Origin of the sequence: Egbenema bharatensis FJBBOT/2019, assembly GCF_048077055.1 — a bacterium.
GTDB lineage: Bacteria > Cyanobacteriota > Cyanobacteriia > Elainellales > Elainellaceae > Egbenema > Egbenema bharatensis.
The window spans coordinates 685,897-702,208 of sequence record NZ_CP182236.1; the positions used below are offsets into that span (position 1 = coordinate 685,897).

17 protein-coding genes are annotated in these 16,312 nt (G+C 49.4%); 13 read left to right on the forward strand and 4 right to left on the reverse strand.

What is annotated here, in order from left to right; all coding sequences use genetic code 11:
• Positions 1 to 21: 21 nt before the first annotated feature.
• The 3 genes from ACM1PF_RS03045 to ACM1PF_RS03055 all read right to left on the reverse strand — a co-directional run bounded on the left by ACM1PF_RS03045 (position 22) and on the right by ACM1PF_RS03055 (position 4,881).
• Entirely contained in the window at positions 22 to 2,259 is a 2,238-nt protein-coding gene (locus ACM1PF_RS03045; protein WP_416672215.1) for a GumC family protein, read from the reverse strand.
• Positions 2,260 to 2,371: 112 nt separating this feature from the next.
• Complete coding sequence (locus ACM1PF_RS03050; protein WP_416676546.1) at positions 2,372 to 3,067, reverse strand: polysaccharide biosynthesis/export family protein; 696 nt, start codon at positions 3,065 to 3,067, stop codon at positions 2,372 to 2,374.
• Positions 2,959 to 4,881, reverse strand: a complete 1,923-nt coding sequence (locus ACM1PF_RS03055; protein ID WP_416672217.1) for a polysaccharide biosynthesis/export family protein — start codon at positions 4,879 to 4,881, stop codon at positions 2,959 to 2,961. Before ACM1PF_RS03055 ends, ACM1PF_RS03050 begins: the two co-directional genes overlap by 109 nt.
• 771 nt (positions 4,882 to 5,652) lie before the next feature.
• On the opposite strand from ACM1PF_RS03055, the gene ACM1PF_RS03060 reads away from it, so the two are divergent.
• From ACM1PF_RS03060 to crtC, 5 genes are all read left to right on the forward strand, one after another.
• On the forward strand, positions 5,653 to 6,720 hold the full coding sequence (locus ACM1PF_RS03060) for a glycosyltransferase family 4 protein (protein ID WP_416672219.1): 1,068 nt from the start codon (positions 5,653 to 5,655) through the stop codon (positions 6,718 to 6,720).
• 164 nt (positions 6,721 to 6,884) lie between these two features.
• Positions 6,885 to 8,258, forward strand: a complete 1,374-nt coding sequence (locus ACM1PF_RS03065) for a glycosyltransferase family 4 protein (RefSeq protein ID WP_416672220.1) — start codon at positions 6,885 to 6,887, stop codon at positions 8,256 to 8,258.
• Positions 8,259 to 8,885: 627 nt separating this feature from the next.
• Positions 8,886 to 9,506 carry a PTPA-CTERM sorting domain-containing protein gene (locus ACM1PF_RS03070; protein ID WP_416672222.1) on the forward strand — a complete coding sequence of 207 codons (621 nt, stop codon included), beginning with the start codon at positions 8,886 to 8,888 and terminating at the stop codon, positions 9,504 to 9,506.
• Between the two features lie 301 nt (positions 9,507 to 9,807).
• Complete coding sequence (locus tag ACM1PF_RS03075) at positions 9,808 to 10,419, forward strand: HpsJ-like protein, cyanoexosortase C-associated (protein ID WP_416672223.1); 612 nt, start codon at positions 9,808 to 9,810, stop codon at positions 10,417 to 10,419.
• A 3-nt stretch (positions 10,420 to 10,422) separates the two neighbouring features.
• Positions 10,423 to 11,334 (forward strand): cyanoexosortase C, encoded by a 912-nt coding sequence (crtC, locus tag ACM1PF_RS03080; protein ID WP_416672225.1) that lies wholly within the window; start codon positions 10,423 to 10,425, stop codon positions 11,332 to 11,334.
• 146 nt (positions 11,335 to 11,480) lie between these two features.
• On the opposite strand, the gene ACM1PF_RS03085 is transcribed toward crtC, so the two are convergent.
• Complete coding sequence (locus ACM1PF_RS03085; protein ID WP_416672226.1) at positions 11,481 to 11,681, reverse strand: hypothetical protein; 201 nt, start codon at positions 11,679 to 11,681, stop codon at positions 11,481 to 11,483.
• A 452-nt stretch (positions 11,682 to 12,133) separates the two neighbouring features.
• On the opposite strand from ACM1PF_RS03085, the gene ACM1PF_RS03090 reads away from it, so the two are divergent.
• The 8 genes from ACM1PF_RS03090 to ACM1PF_RS03125 all read left to right on the forward strand — a co-directional run bounded on the left by ACM1PF_RS03090 (position 12,134) and on the right by ACM1PF_RS03125 (position 16,213).
• Positions 12,134 to 12,556, forward strand: coding sequence for a nucleotidyltransferase domain-containing protein (locus ACM1PF_RS03090; protein WP_416672227.1), 423 nt, complete (start codon positions 12,134 to 12,136; stop codon positions 12,554 to 12,556).
• On the forward strand, positions 12,537 to 12,947 hold the full coding sequence (locus ACM1PF_RS03095) for a HEPN domain-containing protein (RefSeq protein WP_416672229.1): 411 nt from the start codon (positions 12,537 to 12,539) through the stop codon (positions 12,945 to 12,947). The genes ACM1PF_RS03090 and ACM1PF_RS03095 overlap by 20 nt, the downstream gene beginning before the upstream one ends.
• Before the next feature lie 100 nt (positions 12,948 to 13,047).
• Complete coding sequence (locus ACM1PF_RS03100) at positions 13,048 to 13,875, forward strand: Uma2 family endonuclease (protein WP_416672230.1); 828 nt, start codon at positions 13,048 to 13,050, stop codon at positions 13,873 to 13,875.
• A gap of 25 nt (positions 13,876 to 13,900) precedes the next feature.
• Positions 13,901 to 14,101, forward strand: a complete 201-nt coding sequence (locus tag ACM1PF_RS03105; RefSeq protein WP_416672231.1) for a hypothetical protein — start codon at positions 13,901 to 13,903, stop codon at positions 14,099 to 14,101.
• A 13-nt stretch (positions 14,102 to 14,114) separates the two neighbouring features.
• Entirely contained in the window at positions 14,115 to 14,486 is a 372-nt protein-coding gene (locus ACM1PF_RS03110; protein ID WP_416672233.1) for a nucleotidyltransferase family protein, read from the forward strand.
• A 121-nt stretch (positions 14,487 to 14,607) separates the two neighbouring features.
• Positions 14,608 to 14,946, forward strand: coding sequence for a nucleotidyltransferase family protein (locus tag ACM1PF_RS03115; RefSeq protein ID WP_416672235.1), 339 nt, complete (start codon positions 14,608 to 14,610; stop codon positions 14,944 to 14,946).
• Positions 14,919 to 15,398: a ribonuclease toxin HepT-like protein gene (locus ACM1PF_RS03120; RefSeq protein ID WP_416672237.1), complete on the forward strand. Its 480-nt coding sequence runs from the start codon at positions 14,919 to 14,921 to the stop codon at positions 15,396 to 15,398. The genes ACM1PF_RS03115 and ACM1PF_RS03120 overlap by 28 nt, the downstream gene beginning before the upstream one ends.
• A gap of 386 nt (positions 15,399 to 15,784) precedes the next feature.
• Entirely contained in the window at positions 15,785 to 16,213 is a 429-nt protein-coding gene (locus tag ACM1PF_RS03125; RefSeq protein WP_416672238.1) for a hypothetical protein, read from the forward strand.
• The last annotated feature ends 99 nt before the right edge of the window (positions 16,214 to 16,312 follow it).

A 16,312-nucleotide genomic window follows, 5' to 3' on the forward strand; every position in this document is an offset into this window, starting at 1 on the left:
CTGAACAGACACCAGGAACTATTAGTTGAGAGAACCGTGGGGTTGTTGCCATTCCGCTTCAGCCGATAGTTCAACGTTCCCTTCAGTGATTTCAGGAGGAGCAGCATAGTCTCGGGCTGAAGAATGATAGCCGCGCTGCCCGTTAGCAATGACCCCTAAAACTGGAACCTGGAATGACTTTAAGTCATCAAGAACCTTTTGCAGCACAGAGCGATCGGTTTTATCCAGCCCCACCACCAGAACTAACCCATCCGCATGGCGGGCTAACAGGCTGGCATCTGCCAACCCCAAAAGCGGTGGCGTGTCGTAAATAATCAAATCAAACCGTTCGCTGGCTTTTTCGATTAATAACCGGGTGCGATGGGCAGATAGCAAACTGGCTGGATCGGGGGGAATCCGTCCGGAGGTCATGACGTACAGTTCTTCGCCCGGTTTCACCCGTCGGATCACACTACGGGAATCCATGTTTTTGACAATCAGATTACTCAAGCCATAATCATTATTCAGGTTGAGCTGGGCATGGATCTGAGGCCGACGCAAATCCGCATCCACCACTAACACCCGCTGTCCCATCGCCACTGCTGCCCTGGCCCAGTGCAACGCCACCGTTGATTTGCCATCTCCCGCCATTGCCGAACTGATCACGATCGATCGCAACGGTCGATCGGCACTGCTCAACATCTGAAAGTTGGCATTCAGAACCCGCAGGGCTTCCATGAAGAGGGAGTGACTATCGTAATCATCGATCGGCAGGGACAGAAAATTCATCGATCGAGAAGCTTTGGCCATCGATCGCATCATTCTCCGCGTCGTGCGTCTGAAAGTTCCTTTCCGTCGCTTCCGGCGGACTGAACCCTGCCCATTCTCTTCATACACAGCCGCCGCAAGCTGGGAATCGTAGGGCAACACACCCAGAATTGGCAGCCGCATTTTTTCGCGGAGTTCATCTGCGGTGTGGAACGTACTATCCAGTTTTTCCAATAGAAAAGCCGCTCCCACCCCCAAAGCCAGACTGCCCAGAATTCCCACCATCAAATCTCGATTGGAGGTGTTGGGTAAAGGAGCAGGTTGAGAGACTTCCTGAATCACCTGCCAGGGAATTTCCCGTTGGGCCGCTTCTACCTGCAAGTTTTGTCGAGTTGCCAGAAAGCGAGTTAAGCTTTCCGTCGCAATTTGCAGTTCTCGTTGTAGGTTGGCATATTCTCGAATCAAAACTGGCAGCGTTTGTACTTGCTGCTGTAATTGTGTTTGCGCTTCAAGAATTGCCTGCCGCTGAATTTCCAACGTTTGAATCTGGGTTACGGCATCAGCAACACTAGCATCTAATACTCTTGAAGCTTCTCTTAGTAAAAGGGGCATAAGGTTATCTTGCTGACGACGGAGCACCTGAATATTGACGTTACCTTCCCGAAATCGGGTACGCTCAATCGCGATTTTAGTTTCAATTTGTTGAATTTGACTCAATAGCTGTTGATAGGTAGGTGATTGACTAAGAGTTGCCAATGCACCATCATCTCGTTGCAATGTTTCCAAATATGATCGAGCCTGCGATAGTTTTTGTTCAACTTCCGCTTGCTGTTGATCCAGCGTAGAGCCTTGGCTAGAAATTCTTGTGGTTTGGGAATCTGGATCGATGAAACCATTACTCTGCCGAAAGGTCTGTAGCTGATCTTGTAGCGAATCAACCTGCTCCTGCAACGCAGGCAACTGATTATCAACAAACTGAATGCCCTGCCGCAAATAGGTCTGTCGCTCATTCAAACTATATTGCAAATAGGCTTGAGATAATTGTTCTAGAATTGCCTGGATTTGAGCTGGATCTTCCCCTTGGTAGCGAACATCTAAAATTTTAGTTTCACGAATTCGCATAACAGACAGGTCGTTGATGATAGAAGCGTAACTAATGTTAGGATAAACAGGCTGCAATTCTGTAACGACCTCTCCCAGCAGTTCTGGACTTTTTAAGACTGAAATTTGCGTGTCATAATCTAGACCGGATTGACTTGCAGCCCCACCAGAGGTCAGATTTGTCAAATCGTTCTCTGCATTGACTGGCTCCACCAAAATTTGGAACCCTCCCTGATAAAGAGTTTCTTGGTTGAGAGCAGACCATATGGAGTAAGAAATTCCGATCGCTGCCAAGCTAATAACGATCAAAGCTCGCCGTTGCAGAACGCCTAAAAAGCGACGAACATCCCACTCCTCAGATGGGGGAGTAGACATAGGAACTGGCATCGGTGGCATTGATGCAATCGGCATCGACACGATCTTCCCATTAGGTGAATAAGTCGAGGGTTGGCTAGGCGGCTGATACATGGCGGTAGTCCTGAGAGATGAATAAGTTGGGAAGAGAGAATACCGTAGAACCGCATCAGAACGGCAACGCTCGCAAGGGAGAGAGCAACTGGAATACTCCCAGGATGGTAGATAGGGTATCGGTAATGCGTGCCCCCGTCGATCGCCCGACCAGAATCACATCGTTATTGCGGAGGAGCGGATTGTTTTCTGGATTCAGATCATTAGAAAAATCGAGTTCCAGTTCTTGTTCGGTAATCGTGCCGTTGGGATTAAATCGAATCAGGGTAATATCCTTGCGGTTTGCCCGGCCATTGAATCCGCCCGCCGCCAGCACCGCTTGATTGAGGGTGGAATTCGCCCGGAGTTCTAGCTGCCCTGCGGATCGCACCTCACCAATAATATTGACCTGAATTCCCCCGGTGGATAAGGTCGAGGAAGCCAGAGCAAAGGCCTCTTCAGAAGCCAGTTCGGATGCCTCTGGAACAGTAATGCGATCGCCCTGTTGCAACACAACATCCTGATTCAGATCGCCAGATTGTAGCACATCCCAAAGGTTGACCGTCAGCAGTTGTTCTGCTCCCTGGCGAGTTTGCCGACGCACCTCAATCTGGCGCAGATCAGCCGTTGGAGAAAATCCACCTGCCTGTTGAATGGTCTGAATCAGAGTGGGCTGTCCTCCTTCACCACCCAGGCGATAGGGCCCGGTTGCGCGACTTCCCCGACGATCGCAACGGTGACAGGTTGATTCGTGCTGGTTCGCAAGTTGGATGCAGCTAGTTGGCTACTATCCGCTAAGTTAATTTCGGCGGTTGCTGGAATAAAGACCGTATCACCATCGCGGAGGGAGGTATTTTGCAAGACATCCCCCGACTGGAGCAACTCCTGTAGATTGACATCGAAGGTGCGGACTATACCTGATGGATCGCGTCTACGCACCTGAACCTGACGGAGATCAGCAGCCTGAGTCGTACCCCCCGCAGTCTGAATCGCCTGAACAACGCTAGGAAACTGTCCCCCTTCACTGGAGGGGAGGGTATAGAGTCCGGGTTGGGCAATTTCACCCGCCAAGGCCACCCGCAGGGCCCGAGGTTGCAGCAAACTGACCGTGGCGATCGAATATTCTAGTTCAGAAGCATACCGGGCACTGATCGTTTCTTCCGCCTGACTGATGGTTAATCCTGCCAGGGGCAACCGACCAACCAAAGGCAAGTTCACGGTGCCATCCACCAGGATTTGCTGCTGTCCGCTATATTCCGGCACATTAAATAGATTAATTTGAATACTGTCCCCCGGCCCCAGCACATAGGTTTCACCAATATTCTCAAATCCGGCAGGGGCAATTGGTGCAGTTGGCGCGGGAGGAGAAGCTTGGGCGATCGCAAACTCAGGGGTTGGATTGCTTTCTGGAGCAATAAAGCTTACAGGTTGTGCCGAGAAGTTTGAGTTTTGTACTTCTGGGTTCTGTACTTCTGGATTCTGTACTTCTGGATTCTGTACTTCTGGGTTCTGTACTTCTGGATTCTGTACTTCTGGATTCTGTACTTCTGTATTTTGTCCGGTTGGCGTTAGATCATCCCCATTAAAAATGAATACATCTGATCCAATCTCGTTTCCTTCGATCGGAACTTCTGGGTTCACTAATTCCGGGTTTACTGCTTCTACAGTTGCAGTTTCTACAGTTGCAGTTTCTATGATTTCAGGTGTGGCAGCGATCGTTGGTTCAGCTTGATTGGATTCAGTTTGATTGGATTCAGTTTGACTGACCTCATGGGCGGCATCCGCAGATTCACGATCGCCTGAAGGGGAGAAAAAATTCGCATCAATGAAGGGAATTAGCCCATCTGGATCGGCGGTCGCAACTTGGACAGTCGCTTGAGAGGGAGCTTCAGATTCAGCCCCATCAGCCACGTTAGCCACATTTGAATCGACTGGCTCAACCGCACCGACTGGCTCAACTGTATCAGCGATATCAGCAACATTGGCGGCAGCTAAATTCAGGTTGGGGAGTCCGCTTGGCTGAAGGGACTGGGTGGTTTCCATTTCCGGTGTGTTCGCCGCAGCTTGAACCGTATCACCTGCAAAGTTCTGAGCCACAGGAAAGACGGCGGGCTGGACGGCAATTTGTTCGGCTGGGGCGATCTGCGATGCCTGGGACGGATCAATCAGGGGATTTGCCGAGGATTGAGCTGGCTCAATGGTTTCACCCGCTCTAGAAATCGATCGATTCACAATCCGATTAATTAGATCTGTACTGACCTCTGGGGGACTGGTGGGCGGGCTGGTGGGCGGGCTGGTGGGCGTACTGGGGGATGTTGCGGGGGAAACGGGGAGCCTGGAAACAGGGAGCCTGGCAAATAGATTGAGGGAAAACTCTGGGGCTGGCGCAATTTCTACTGGGCCAGGAGCAGGAGGATCCTCGGCAATCACCTGGTCGATCGCATCCAGCCTGGGATCAGATTCCGCCACAGGCAGGGTCGGTTCTGCCGGACTAGCCGAACCAGGTTGTTCTCCGCTGCTGAATCCTTGTGCAGCCAGAAGTCCTAAGGGCCCTAGGGAGAGAGTAATAATCGGTATCACGCGCATTAGAAACCACCTTCAGACCAGGAAAAACTGAATAGGATAGAAAACTCTGTGAGCCGGAGATAGCATCACTTTTCGCTTGGACGATACGCTGAGACGATCGGAATGTTCAATCAAACCGGCAGGACAGGAGCAGGACGGGGTAGGGTTAAAGCGGGGTGGGGTTAAAGCAGGTGAATTGCCAGCGATAAAAAGACTCAATCTCCATTTAGGATTACATCCCTCTGGCAGGGTCATCAGGAAAACTGTCTGGTCAAATTCAGGGATCCACCCATTGGGATGAGTTGTCGCAGGTTGAGTGCTAGTTGCCTGACGCTGGTTTGGGTAAAAAGTTCTGGCTAGGATTGGGGATTTAATTACCTGTTCACCGTTCTGCTGCTTTGACTGGGCGGGCAAGATGCCCACCCCACAAGAGTTTCAGGTTATTAAGCTTACGTTTCTCAGGTTGAAAAATAGCCTCTGGGCGGGCAAGATGCCCACCCCACAAGAATTGCAGGTTATTAAGTTTGCATTCCTTCGGTTGCAAAATAGCCTCTGTAACAGAAGGTTTTCGTCAGTTAAATAAAGGCTTCATGAACAGAAAGGGCGAGATTTCCGGATTATCGGCGTGATTTTAAAGTTTCCGTTAGGCTCAAGAACTATCTCCGGGTACATACAGAGGAGCGGAGTAGAGGGTGGAGTACCTTGGCAGCTTCGCAGGGTTACGGTGTTGTGGGTGGGTGCGTCTGAATATCTTGAAGTGTTTCCAGGCTAGAGCATGGAGAACCTAAAACGATGTCCTATGCATCCGATTTTGTTACTGAAATTCCGGTTTGGGGCTATGGGTTAGTATTCCTGATTGCCCTCTCGATCGTGTTAATCAGCATTCCGATCGTCAAACGGTTTGCGCTGCAATGGGGATTCATTGATCAACCGTCTGCCCGCAAGGTTCATCAACAACCGATTCCCCGTGTGGGCGGAATTTCTATCTTTTTGGGCACAACGATCGCGTTGTGCGCTATCTTCCTGTTAAATCTATTCAATGTATTATCAATCGAATTACACTCTGCAATCTGGAGTGTTGTCCTTGGTAGTATTTGTTTTTTTCTGATTGGATTTGTTGATGATTCAGTCGGACTATCGCCCATATCACGCTTGCTGGTGCAACTTTCGGTATCCAGCTATGTGTGGCTTGCGGATGTGCGGATTGAATTTGTGACTATTCCAGGATTAGGACTAACCCACTTAGGCTGGCTCAGTCTTCCGGTGACGGTGATCTGGTTAGTTGGTGTCGTCAACGCCATTAACTGGATTGATGGATTGGATGGGTTAGCATCAGGGGTATCGGGAATTGCAGCTACGGCCAGTTTCATCATTTGTGTCTATACGGGGCAATATACAGCCGCTTTGCTCGTGGTCGCGTTATCGGGCAGTTTGTTGGGGTTCCTGTACTACAACTTCAACCCTGCTCAGATTTTTATGGGCGATGGTGGGTCATACTTTATTGGCTTTCTCCTGGCAGGTGTGGCAGTCATTGGGTTAGTCAAGGGAGCCACTGTCACCGCGATCTTTCTACCCTTTCTGATTTTGGCTGTGCCCATTTTTGATATGTCAGCCGTCATTGTGGCCCGGCTCAGGCAGGGCTGCTCACCGTTCCTGGCAGATAAACGCCATTTGCATCATCGCCTTTTACAGGCAGGACTATCCCATCGATCGACGGTACTGGTGATCTACGCGATCGCCCTGTGGGTGGGAAGTTTGGCAATTACTTTTGTCGGAATGCCCAATAGCCTGGTCATTTTGGGGGGCGCAACGGGGCTATTGGGATATATGTCCTGGAAAGCCTGGCAGTCGGCTCGCTGATTTTTTATCCCTGTTTTTAGCTTGGTTGTGACTTTGGCTTTATTAGTTGAGACCGCTACAGGTGCATAGCGGCAACGGTACATCTACCAACCTTAAGGACTCTTGTGGCTAACAAAAGCAAGAGATCCGTGTTCCTCAAGTCAGATAAAAGGTTGGAGAGGATTGTGAAATCACCAAAACACTTACCTAATTTCAATGAATCGAGTCGTGTTGTTTCCCAGAAAAACTCAGCTGTTGAAATTCCATCTTCGCTACTTAAATTATCAGTTGTTACTCAGTTTTATCCGCCAGATTTTGCAGCAACCGGGCAACTGATTGAGGAATTAGTCCATCAATTAGGACGGCAAGGGGTGGATATTAAAGTTTTTACAGGTCAACCCGCCTATGCCTTTCAGTCTGCTAAAGCACCGGGATACGAACGGGCTGGACTCGTGCAGGTGAAGCGATCGCGCTCTACCCAGGTTGGAACCAAACGGATTCGCGGTAAGGCAGTCAGTGGCGTTCTGTTTATGGTGCGAACTGCTCTCCACTTAATTAAAAATTGCCGTCGTCGTGATTTACTTTTAGTCACAACGGCTCCTCCGTTTCTACCAGTTTTGGGCTACCTGGCTAGCTGGTTATTGGGCTTTCCCTACGTTTGTTTGTTGTATGATTTGTATCCCGATATTGCTGTTGAACTCGGTGTGGTTGCTCAGGAACACTGGATGGCCCGATTCTGGCGATCGGTCAATCGATTGGTATGGCGTAAGGCGGAAGCCGTGATTGTTCTGAGTCCTGATATGCGGCAGCGGGTGCTTGAGCATTGTCCGGATCTGACGGAGAAAGTGTTTGTGATTCATAGTTGGGCTGATCCCAAACGAATTACACCTCGTTCTAAGCAGGACAATTGGTTTGCTCAACAGAACGATCTGGTTGATCAGTTTACGGTGCTCTATTCCGGCAATCTGGGTCGGTGTCACGACATGGATACGATTCTGGATGCAGCCATTCAATTACAAAATGCACCCATTCAGTTTGTCTTTATTGGCAACGGAGCCAAACGCGAAATTTTGCAGCGAGAAATTCAGCGGTTAGGATTAACCAATATCCGATTCTTGCCGTACCAGGATAAGGACGTGCTGCCCTATTCCCTCACGGCTGGCGATCTGTCGCTGGTGAGTGTGATTCCAGGCATGGAAAATTTAGTTGCCCCCAGCAAACTCTATTCCGCTCTGGCCAGCGGTAAACCGATCGCAGTGGTTTGCCCTCAGCAATGCTATTTGCGTTCACTGATTCAGAAAGCTGGTTGTGGTAAAGTTTTCCAGAATGGGGACAGCAACGGGTTAGCTGCATTCATTCGACAGTTGAGCCAGGATCAGCAGCGCACTGAGCAACTGGGGCAGGCGGGACGGCAATACATGGAAACCCATTTCACGCCAGAAATCATTGCCCGGCAATACTACAATGTGCTGCACTGGGCGTTGGAACCGGAGCGATCGGTTGTGCCGGATGAGGAGCTGGAGGTGGTTCCAGAGATTGTGTCCGCTCGGCGGATTTAAGGGTCACAACATTTCAATTTTGCGGGATAGGGGAACAGTGATGCTGTTCTCCTTTTTTATGCGTCAACCCACATCTTGCACCTTGTCCAATCCCTGCCCTCGAATCAATTCGGGGCTAAGAACTGAAGTTCGTTGAAACGGACTATAACCTTTGATACAGACAGGTTTCAACCCATTTCAATGGGTTTGAGCCATTAGCCCGCAATTAATTGCAGAGCGGGTTGAATAATCTGCTGCAAGATGTGAGTCAACCCGCTTCCATACCCGATCGATCGCTAAGTTTTGTAAACAATTTACGGGGCGATGACTAAACCTGAGGATTAGGTGAAATCACGCGATCGAGCTAATCTTGAAATATCTGTAGAACATATAGGAGCAAACGGAATTGATGAAATTCCGATTAACTCTAAGGTTAAACATTGCCGCTACTCAGTAGTCTTACATAAGATAGGAGCATGAAGGCAAGGAACTCTATAGCTCAAGTCTTCGATCGAGCGTATCAGGGTTTTGCCGCTCTACCAAGGTGCAACTGCCAGGTTATCGAAATCGGAATTCGATCGGTTTTGATAACTTTTTGGTTTTGGACAATCTGGAAACTTTTGCATTACACCGAGGTAGATTCTGATTATGAAATTAAAAACAGTTGGTCTTAGCATTGCTGCTACTGCTGCAATGGGAGTAGGAACCTTCATGGGTGCCTCACCAGCAAATGCTTTGTCCTTTGGAGAAACATTGACTTTCTTTGGTGGAACCGCACAACTTTCAAATGTCAATGTTGGACAAAATGCAACTCTTACGTTTGCCGGTACACCTATCAACTTTTCAACCTCCTCTTCTTTTGTAGGTCGCACCATCGATTTCACTGACAGTCTTCTTCTGAGAAGAGATACTTTGACAACTTGGAGCTTAGTTAATCCTGAATCTGTTCTACTATCACTTAGTGGCTCACCTGAAAGGAATTTTAAGCTAACGTCGTTCAACCTGAGAAAAACGGATGACTTTGCTGCTGATTTCACAGGTTTCTTCGATCCTCCGGGTACTCCTGGTATCGGGCAGGTTTCTAGTCCAATACTTGGTGGTATTGCTTGGGACACCACCACAGGTAATGTGTTCACAGGTAATATCCAAGTTGTCCCAACTCCCGCACTCCTCCCCGGACTTCTCGGCATGGGTGTAGCCGCCGCTCGCAAGAAGCGCAAGGGTGAAGCTTCCGAAGCAACGCCTGAAACGGTTGAAGCCAACGTATAGTGCAAGCGGTGTTCCTGTACGATGACGCATCTCCACGATCGGTTAAGGTTGAGAGTCAGAGCATTTATACAAACTCCTAAATAAAGTTTGGATTTGTTGGGTTCCCCAGGTTCTCACCCTGACTCATCAATCGATTGCCTCATGAGTAGTTACGCTGGTTTGCATGAGTGAGCGGAAATGGACGATCGATGATTGCTAAAAACAATGGTGCGATCGTCCGTTATCTGCTTGCTGGCGTGATGAAATTCGATTTTCGTTTCTCCACTATTCACTTAATTTTCTTAAATTTGGTTTCCTGATTATGGCATCTATTTCCTCTTCCACTCCCATTCCCAACTCTGGCTCCTACGGGGGAAAGGGAATTTGTCAGATTGTGGGCTATGTTTGTTTGTTTGGTTTTATCATTGATATGCTAATCCTGGCATTGCCTCCCCAACTGGGCAGCAGCGAATGGCGGCTAGGGTTCGTGCAGCAATTTTCCGATCGTAGTATCATTCTGCTGTTTGGTTCTGCCCTGATTCTGGTTGGTAGCTTAGAGAAGCGAAAATTATTGCGGCAGTTTTCCACCTTTTGTTTATTAGCTGGTGTACTATTCTTCCTGTTATGTATCCTGGCGGTTGCTGATAGTGTTGCGCTTCAACGTCAAGCCGTGACCACCATCAGCACTCAAGAATCGGAACTCCAAACTCAGATTCGGGATGCCCAAAGTAATCCCAGTGCCATCCGGGAAGATCTGACCGCAGAAGACCTAACTAGGGCCTCCCAACTGCTGACCCAGCAAGCAGACACCCTGAAGCAGAATGCCAAAACGACCGTATTCAAAACGGCGGCTTCCAGCGTGGGTAATCTCCTGGTGATGGGTGTTGGTCTGGTTGGAATTGGACGGTATGGATTAGCATCTCGGAGAAGATAGAGGATGCTGAATCAGCAGAAAGTAAAGCAACTCTCAACCCATTTGCTGCGTAAAAGATTGAAAACTCCTCATGACTGGATTATTGCTTCTGGTTTCTTAGTCGGATTTATTTATTCCCCCTTTTGGATCTACAGAATTCTTGTTCAAACCTTCAATGGTTCTGTTTCCTCAGTTATGCTTGCTGTGGGTGCTTTAGGGGTTTACTTTATCTGGCAAGATAGGCGGCAGTTAGCCAAACTGAAAGCATCTGAAGAAGATCGCTTGCTTGGGCACATAATTGTCATCAGTGGAATCATGTTGTCTCCCTTGTGTACTTTTGCAGAGTGGTCACAACGACTCATCTGGATATATATTCTGATAGGGATTGCATTCAGTTCTTGGGGGTTCAGATTTTTCAAACTACACCCAATTTCCATCTTTTTGATAGTAATGGGATTATTTCCTAACCTAGGAATATTTGCAGGAACTCTGTGGCGTATCTTTACGCCTTATGAAATCCTAGAACGGTTTATGGCATGGGCAGGTTCAGTTGGATTAAGAGCGATCGGACAACCAGCTGTTGTAGAAGGTAAAGTAATCGCATTACCAGGCGGCGCAGTCGAAATTGATTGGGGTTGTAGCGGGTTTAGTATGGCAACCATTATTGCTGCGGTAAGCGTCTTATTAGGACTGTTCTACAGACAGCGACTCTCAAAAGTGGCAGGCTTAGTTATAATCGGCATCATCCTAGCTTTGCTTGGGAATGTTCCTCGAATCATGTTGATGGCAGTAGCAGTAGCCTACTGGGGTGATGAATCTTTTAGATTCTGGCATGGTTTCTGGGGTGGACAGATCTTTACCAGTATTCTGATAACAATTTACTACTACATCGCTATGGCGATCGTCAAAGGGCGATCGACGAAGGTGAAGGCTTGAAGTCAGGCGTTGGAATGGGCAGGCAGGATACCCACCCCACAAAAAGGATCAATAGTTGAATGGGCGGGCAAGATGCCCACCCCACAAGAGTAGGGGCGATTCGTGAATCGCCCTTGTTTTGTTGGAATAGAGATGATCGCAGGAAATTACCGCACCAAAACCGTCATGTATTTCCCAGCCGCAAAGGGAGCCGGAATAATCGGGGTGAATTGGACTCGATCGGTTGCCAGCTTTCTGACATAGCACTCGTTCATGGTGAAGATCACCTGATCCCTTGTACCAATAATCCAAATTTGCACCCGATCGTCTTGCGCTACGGGCAGCAGTTCATTGAACTCTGAAGACATATTCTGTTCCTCGCTGATGTTTTTAGGAAGAAAGGCTCAAGGTGTGGGAAAGCATTTACGAGAAACCATCCCCAAGCTCCGTCATGCATCAGCGAGACTGTCGATCGCAGACCCATCACAAACAGGAATGATCTACAATCAAACAGCCTTGCACTCTGGTGGATTCAGAGAGCTAGGTTAGCTGGTTAGGGTTGCTGGATACTTCCCTAATCAGCGTCACACCTCACCTTAAGCGCGGTTTAGCAGACTGGCTCGTTCTGGGAGAAAAAACCAGCATCGCAACAGCATAAGGGATACGCCTGGGAAAGATCAAGCGTATGCCATCACTTTTTATGGGATTGCCCAAAGGTTTCCCATTTGATACTCAATTCTCTATGTAGAATTCTTGTGGGGTGGGCATCTTGCCCGCCCAGTCAACGAAGTGGAATGCAGATTAACTAGATAGAATTCTTGTGGGGTGGGCATCTTGCCCGCCCAGTCAACAAAGTGGAACCAATGCATTAAGCACTTCCGATCGCCTTCTCCCTACCCATCAAACTCAATCAATGACCGATCGCCAAACACTTGATCAATGGTTGGATCTAGCAGTCGATCGCCTGGAACAGGCAATTGCGCCAGAGCAAATCTTGCTATTTGGTTCCTGGGCACGGGGAACCGCCAGCCGCCATTCTGATATTGATCTCTTTATTGTTTGGAATACCGCCATTCCCCCCCTAGAAAGAATCGGTCAGGTTTTGTCGCTTTTACAAGATTCACCCCTGCCGATCGAAGTTATCGTTTATACCCTTGATGAGTTAGAGCAACGGTGCTATTCTCCATTCATTCGGCGGGTGCTGTCTGAAGGCAAGGTGTTATATGAGCGAGGACAAACTTAGGCTAGAAGCAGAGCGATGGTATCGTCAGGCAGTCGATGATCTGGATGCAGCAGAGGCACTGCGACTGGCCAAAAAGTATGCCCAGGCTTGTTTTTATGCCCAACAAGCTGCCGAAAAAGGGCTGAAAGCGGTATGGATTCAGCTTGATCTTGACCCGTGGGGACATTCTGTAGCACGGCTGGTGAGAGAATTGCCAGACACCATCAAACCAAACTTCATCTCGCTGTTGGATGATGCCCTGGCTCTAGATAAGCTGTACATTCCAACCCGCTATCCCGATGCTCTGCCCGATTTGACTCCAGCCGAAGCCTATACCCAACGAGAAGCAGAAGCGGCAACTCAGATAGCCCAGACTTTTTTAGAAGCAGTTCAAACCTGGCGATCGTCCTGATGTCCTGATCGTCCTGATGTCCTGATCTGCAAGGCTGATCCTTTAGAATTGTAGAAACATCTGTTCTACTAATTCTTCCTGCCTACCGGAGGAGCCAACGATGACCAATCCTGCAACGTCGAACCCGGCGATCGGTGAACCAGAGGCGATCGAGGAACAAGAGATTCTGGAAGAGATTGTGGCTCCAACCCAGGACGATCTCCCCTCTGATGATGGCATCCCGATGGAAACGCAACGTCACAAGCTGCAAATGGATCTGCTGGTTTACCCGTTGAATACCTGGCTCACTCAGGAACAGCGCAGTGGCTTTGTCAATGGCAATATGTTTGTCTACTTCAGCCCATCGCAAGTTCGCAACCAGGATTACCGAGGGCCGGATGTATTTGTCGTGTTAGACGTGCCTCCCGGTGAGCGTAAAAGCTGGGTCGTCTGGCAGGAGGGCAAAGGGCCAGATGTGGTGATTGAACTGCTCTCAGATAGCACGCGGGAGCGAGACAAAACGGAGAAAAAACGGGTTTATCAACAGCAATTGCGAGTACCGGAATACTTCTGGTATGACCCCTTCAACCCCGATGATTTCGCTGGATTCAGTCTACAGCGCGGCCTGTATGAACCATTAACACTGAACGAACAAAACGGATTGGTCAGTCAGTCCCTTGGGTTATCCCTGGTGCGCTGGCAGGGCGAGTATGCCGGGGTAGAAGCGGTATGGTTGCGGTGGGCTAGCCTGGATGGAACGGTGTTGCCTACGGTTCAGGAGATTGCTCTGGCTGAACATCAGAGGGCTGAAGAGGAACGCCAGAGGGCTGAAGAGGAACGCCAGAGGGCTGAAGCAGCATCCCAACGGGCAGAGCAAGAACGCCAACGAGCCGATCGCCTGGCCGCCCGACTACGAGAATTAGGGATCGATCCAGAGCAACTGACTTGAACCCAAACCCCGTAGCGCAGGCATCTTGCCTGCCCGTGAAACAACCTGTAACAGTAAAATTGGGACGTACCCTGATCCCGAAAATCGTTCGATCGTTTGTATTCAGGCGGGTTGGACTGGGCAGGCAAGATGCCCACCCCACAAGAGTGGGGGTTGGACTGGGCGGGCAAGATGCCCACCCCACAAGAGTGGGGAGAGTTTTATCCTGACTCCCAATGGAGCATAGGCGGAAGATAGCGATGGAAGTGGAAGACAAATACCTGCAATATTGGCGCGATCGACGGCGACGACAGCAGGAGATGAATCATCAGTGTGCTCAGAAGTCCCGGCAGGAAGCCCAGCAAATGGCGGAGGTTTTGGTGCAGCAGTTTGGCGCAACTCAGGTAATTCTGTTTGGCTCGCTGGCAAGGGGACGATTTACCGCAGAATCAGATATCGATCTGGCAGTAGCAGGGATTGCCCCATCTGAATTTTTTACGGCTCTGGCAGCAGCCAATCGGTTAACGAACCGTTGGGTAGACTTGAAACCGCTGGAGGCGTTGGAACCGCATTTTTACCAGCGGGTAATGGAAACGGGGGAGGTGCTTTATGCGCGAAATGTCCCCCATTGAAATGCAAACCCTGGTATCTGATCTGGAAATAGAACTCGATTTGCCCCCGATGCTACATTAAAGAAAACTGCGACCAATTAACCCCGTCATGGGAACACCAACCCAATTTCCGACCCCACTAATGGATGCAAAGCTAGCTCAACTGCGCCAGCATAATGAAGCAGCGCGACAACGGCTGTTACAGGAAGCCCTGGAGTGGTTATCGCACCATGCGGCTACGTTTGATATTCAGCAAGGTTATTTGTTTGGTTCGGTGACTCAATCGGGGAAGTTTTCCCAGGATTCCGATCTCGATCTGGCGGTTGATAGCCTGGGGAATGGCGATCCGTTTGGATTGGTTAGCGACTTGTCCATCCACCTTAACCGGGATGTGGATTTGGTTCCTCTCGATCAATGCCATTTTGCCGATAAGATTTGCCGAACTGGGGTAGTATGGAACGCGAACAAATCGCTGGATTGACGGCTGAACTGAATGCCCAGCTGCGATTGGTTGAACGGGTGCATCAACGGTTGAGCGATCGCGTTAGTTTGGGATTGGATACTCCACCCCAGTTGGACAGCGTGGCTTATCAAATCCACAATTTGTATTGTGCGGCTGAGGACTTGCTTAAGCTGATAGCTCACGCTTTTGAGAATCGGATCGGCGCAGGAAGTGAGTGGCATCGGACGTTATTGCTGAGGTTAAGCCAACCGATTCTGGGGGTTCGTCCAGCTCTTTTAACTGAGGAAACCTTTGATTTGATGAAACGCTTAAGAAGCTTTCGTCACTTTATCCGGCATGGGTACGGAGCCGAGATTCAATTCACTCAACTCAAACCCAATCTTGATTTAGCAATGTCTCTACCCGATCGGTTGAGTCAGGATGTTCAGCACTTTCTTGCTCAACTTGGCGCAGAGAGTGATCCTTTGTAGGAATAGAGCCTTTTGGATGGGCTCAACCGTTCGAGGATGGTGAATTGAATCGTTGTGCGGTGTTCTGCTTGGTGGACTGGGCGGGCAAGATGCCCACCCCACAAGAGGAGGAGTTGGACTGAGTGGACAAGATGCCCAGCCCACAAGAGTTGGGTTGATTGCATCTTTATTCCTTAATACTGATGGCAACTGTATGAAGACGTTGTTAAGAGCCAAGCCCCCAACCGAGTTTTTCCGGGTCAGTGATTAAGCCATCTGTAACAGGTAATGAAAGTCAATCAACAATCAAGCAGTACGCTGCTGGAGTGGGCTTCGATGGTCGTTTGATCTCAGTCCCTCCCCCGTAACCTTCATGGATGTTTGGTGTCTACCAATGGGAGGTCGAATTGCAGAGAAGGTGTGACCGAAATCGGAAACGTTCCAGGCGACGGGCGATCGTTTGCCCAGATCACGGCTGCTATCTCGATAGCGTCAGTCAAAAGTATCCCTTGTTTGCCGATCGGGCGGGACAGCTCCAGCAGCGCGGCGTGAACCGGAAAAATGCCTTGATGTTAATGGCGCATCAAACAGCGGTTCCTTTGGAAGGGGAATGGTTAGAAGCCTTTTGGTGTAAAGAATGCCAGGAGACGAAGTGGTATCACGTCTGCAAAACGGGAGAACGAACCTATGAGGTGCGGCTGGCTCCGGTGGAGTTGTGGCAGCAGGTGCATGGGGTGATTCAGCCGAAGGGGAATCCCTCGGTGGGTGAGTTTACCCGACGGCATTCTCGGATGGTGGGTTTTAATGGCGTGAAAGACTTCCGGTTTATGGGTTGATCGAGCCTATTGGACTGGGCGGGCAAGATGCCCACCCCACAAGAGTTTCTGGCAGGTTGAATTGAGGGGCTGCTATTTGTGAGTGGGATCTGGTACTTC

Excerpts from the sequence above, each read along its gene's own strand:
- ACM1PF_RS03085 (WP_416672226.1), bottom strand. The coding sequence starts at position 11,681 with ATGTCTTCAGAGTTCAATGAACTGCTGCCCGTAGCGCAAGACGATCGG.
- ACM1PF_RS03060 (WP_416672219.1), top strand. The coding sequence starts at position 5,653 with ATGTCCTATGCATCCGATTTTGTTACTGAAATTCCGGTTTGGGGCTAT.
- ACM1PF_RS03075 (WP_416672223.1), top strand. The coding sequence starts at position 9,808 with ATGGCATCTATTTCCTCTTCCACTCCCATTCCCAACTCTGGCTCCTAC.
- ACM1PF_RS03070 (WP_416672222.1), top strand. The coding sequence starts at position 8,886 with ATGAAATTAAAAACAGTTGGTCTTAGCATTGCTGCTACTGCTGCAATG.
- ACM1PF_RS03100 (WP_416672230.1), top strand. The coding sequence starts at position 13,048 with ATGACCAATCCTGCAACGTCGAACCCGGCGATCGGTGAACCAGAGGCG.
- ACM1PF_RS03110 (WP_416672233.1), top strand. The coding sequence starts at position 14,115 with ATGGAAGTGGAAGACAAATACCTGCAATATTGGCGCGATCGACGGCGA.
- ACM1PF_RS03045 (WP_416672215.1), bottom strand. The coding sequence starts at position 2,259 with ATGCCGATTGCATCAATGCCACCGATGCCAGTTCCTATGTCTACTCCC.
- ACM1PF_RS03095 (WP_416672229.1), top strand. The coding sequence starts at position 12,537 with ATGAGCGAGGACAAACTTAGGCTAGAAGCAGAGCGATGGTATCGTCAG.
- ACM1PF_RS03120 (WP_416672237.1), top strand. The coding sequence starts at position 14,919 with ATGGAACGCGAACAAATCGCTGGATTGACGGCTGAACTGAATGCCCAG.
- ACM1PF_RS03055 (WP_416672217.1), bottom strand. The coding sequence starts at position 4,881 with ATGCGCGTGATACCGATTATTACTCTCTCCCTAGGGCCCTTAGGACTT.
- ACM1PF_RS03115 (WP_416672235.1), top strand. The coding sequence starts at position 14,608 with ATGGATGCAAAGCTAGCTCAACTGCGCCAGCATAATGAAGCAGCGCGA.
- crtC (WP_416672225.1), top strand. The coding sequence starts at position 10,423 with ATGCTGAATCAGCAGAAAGTAAAGCAACTCTCAACCCATTTGCTGCGT.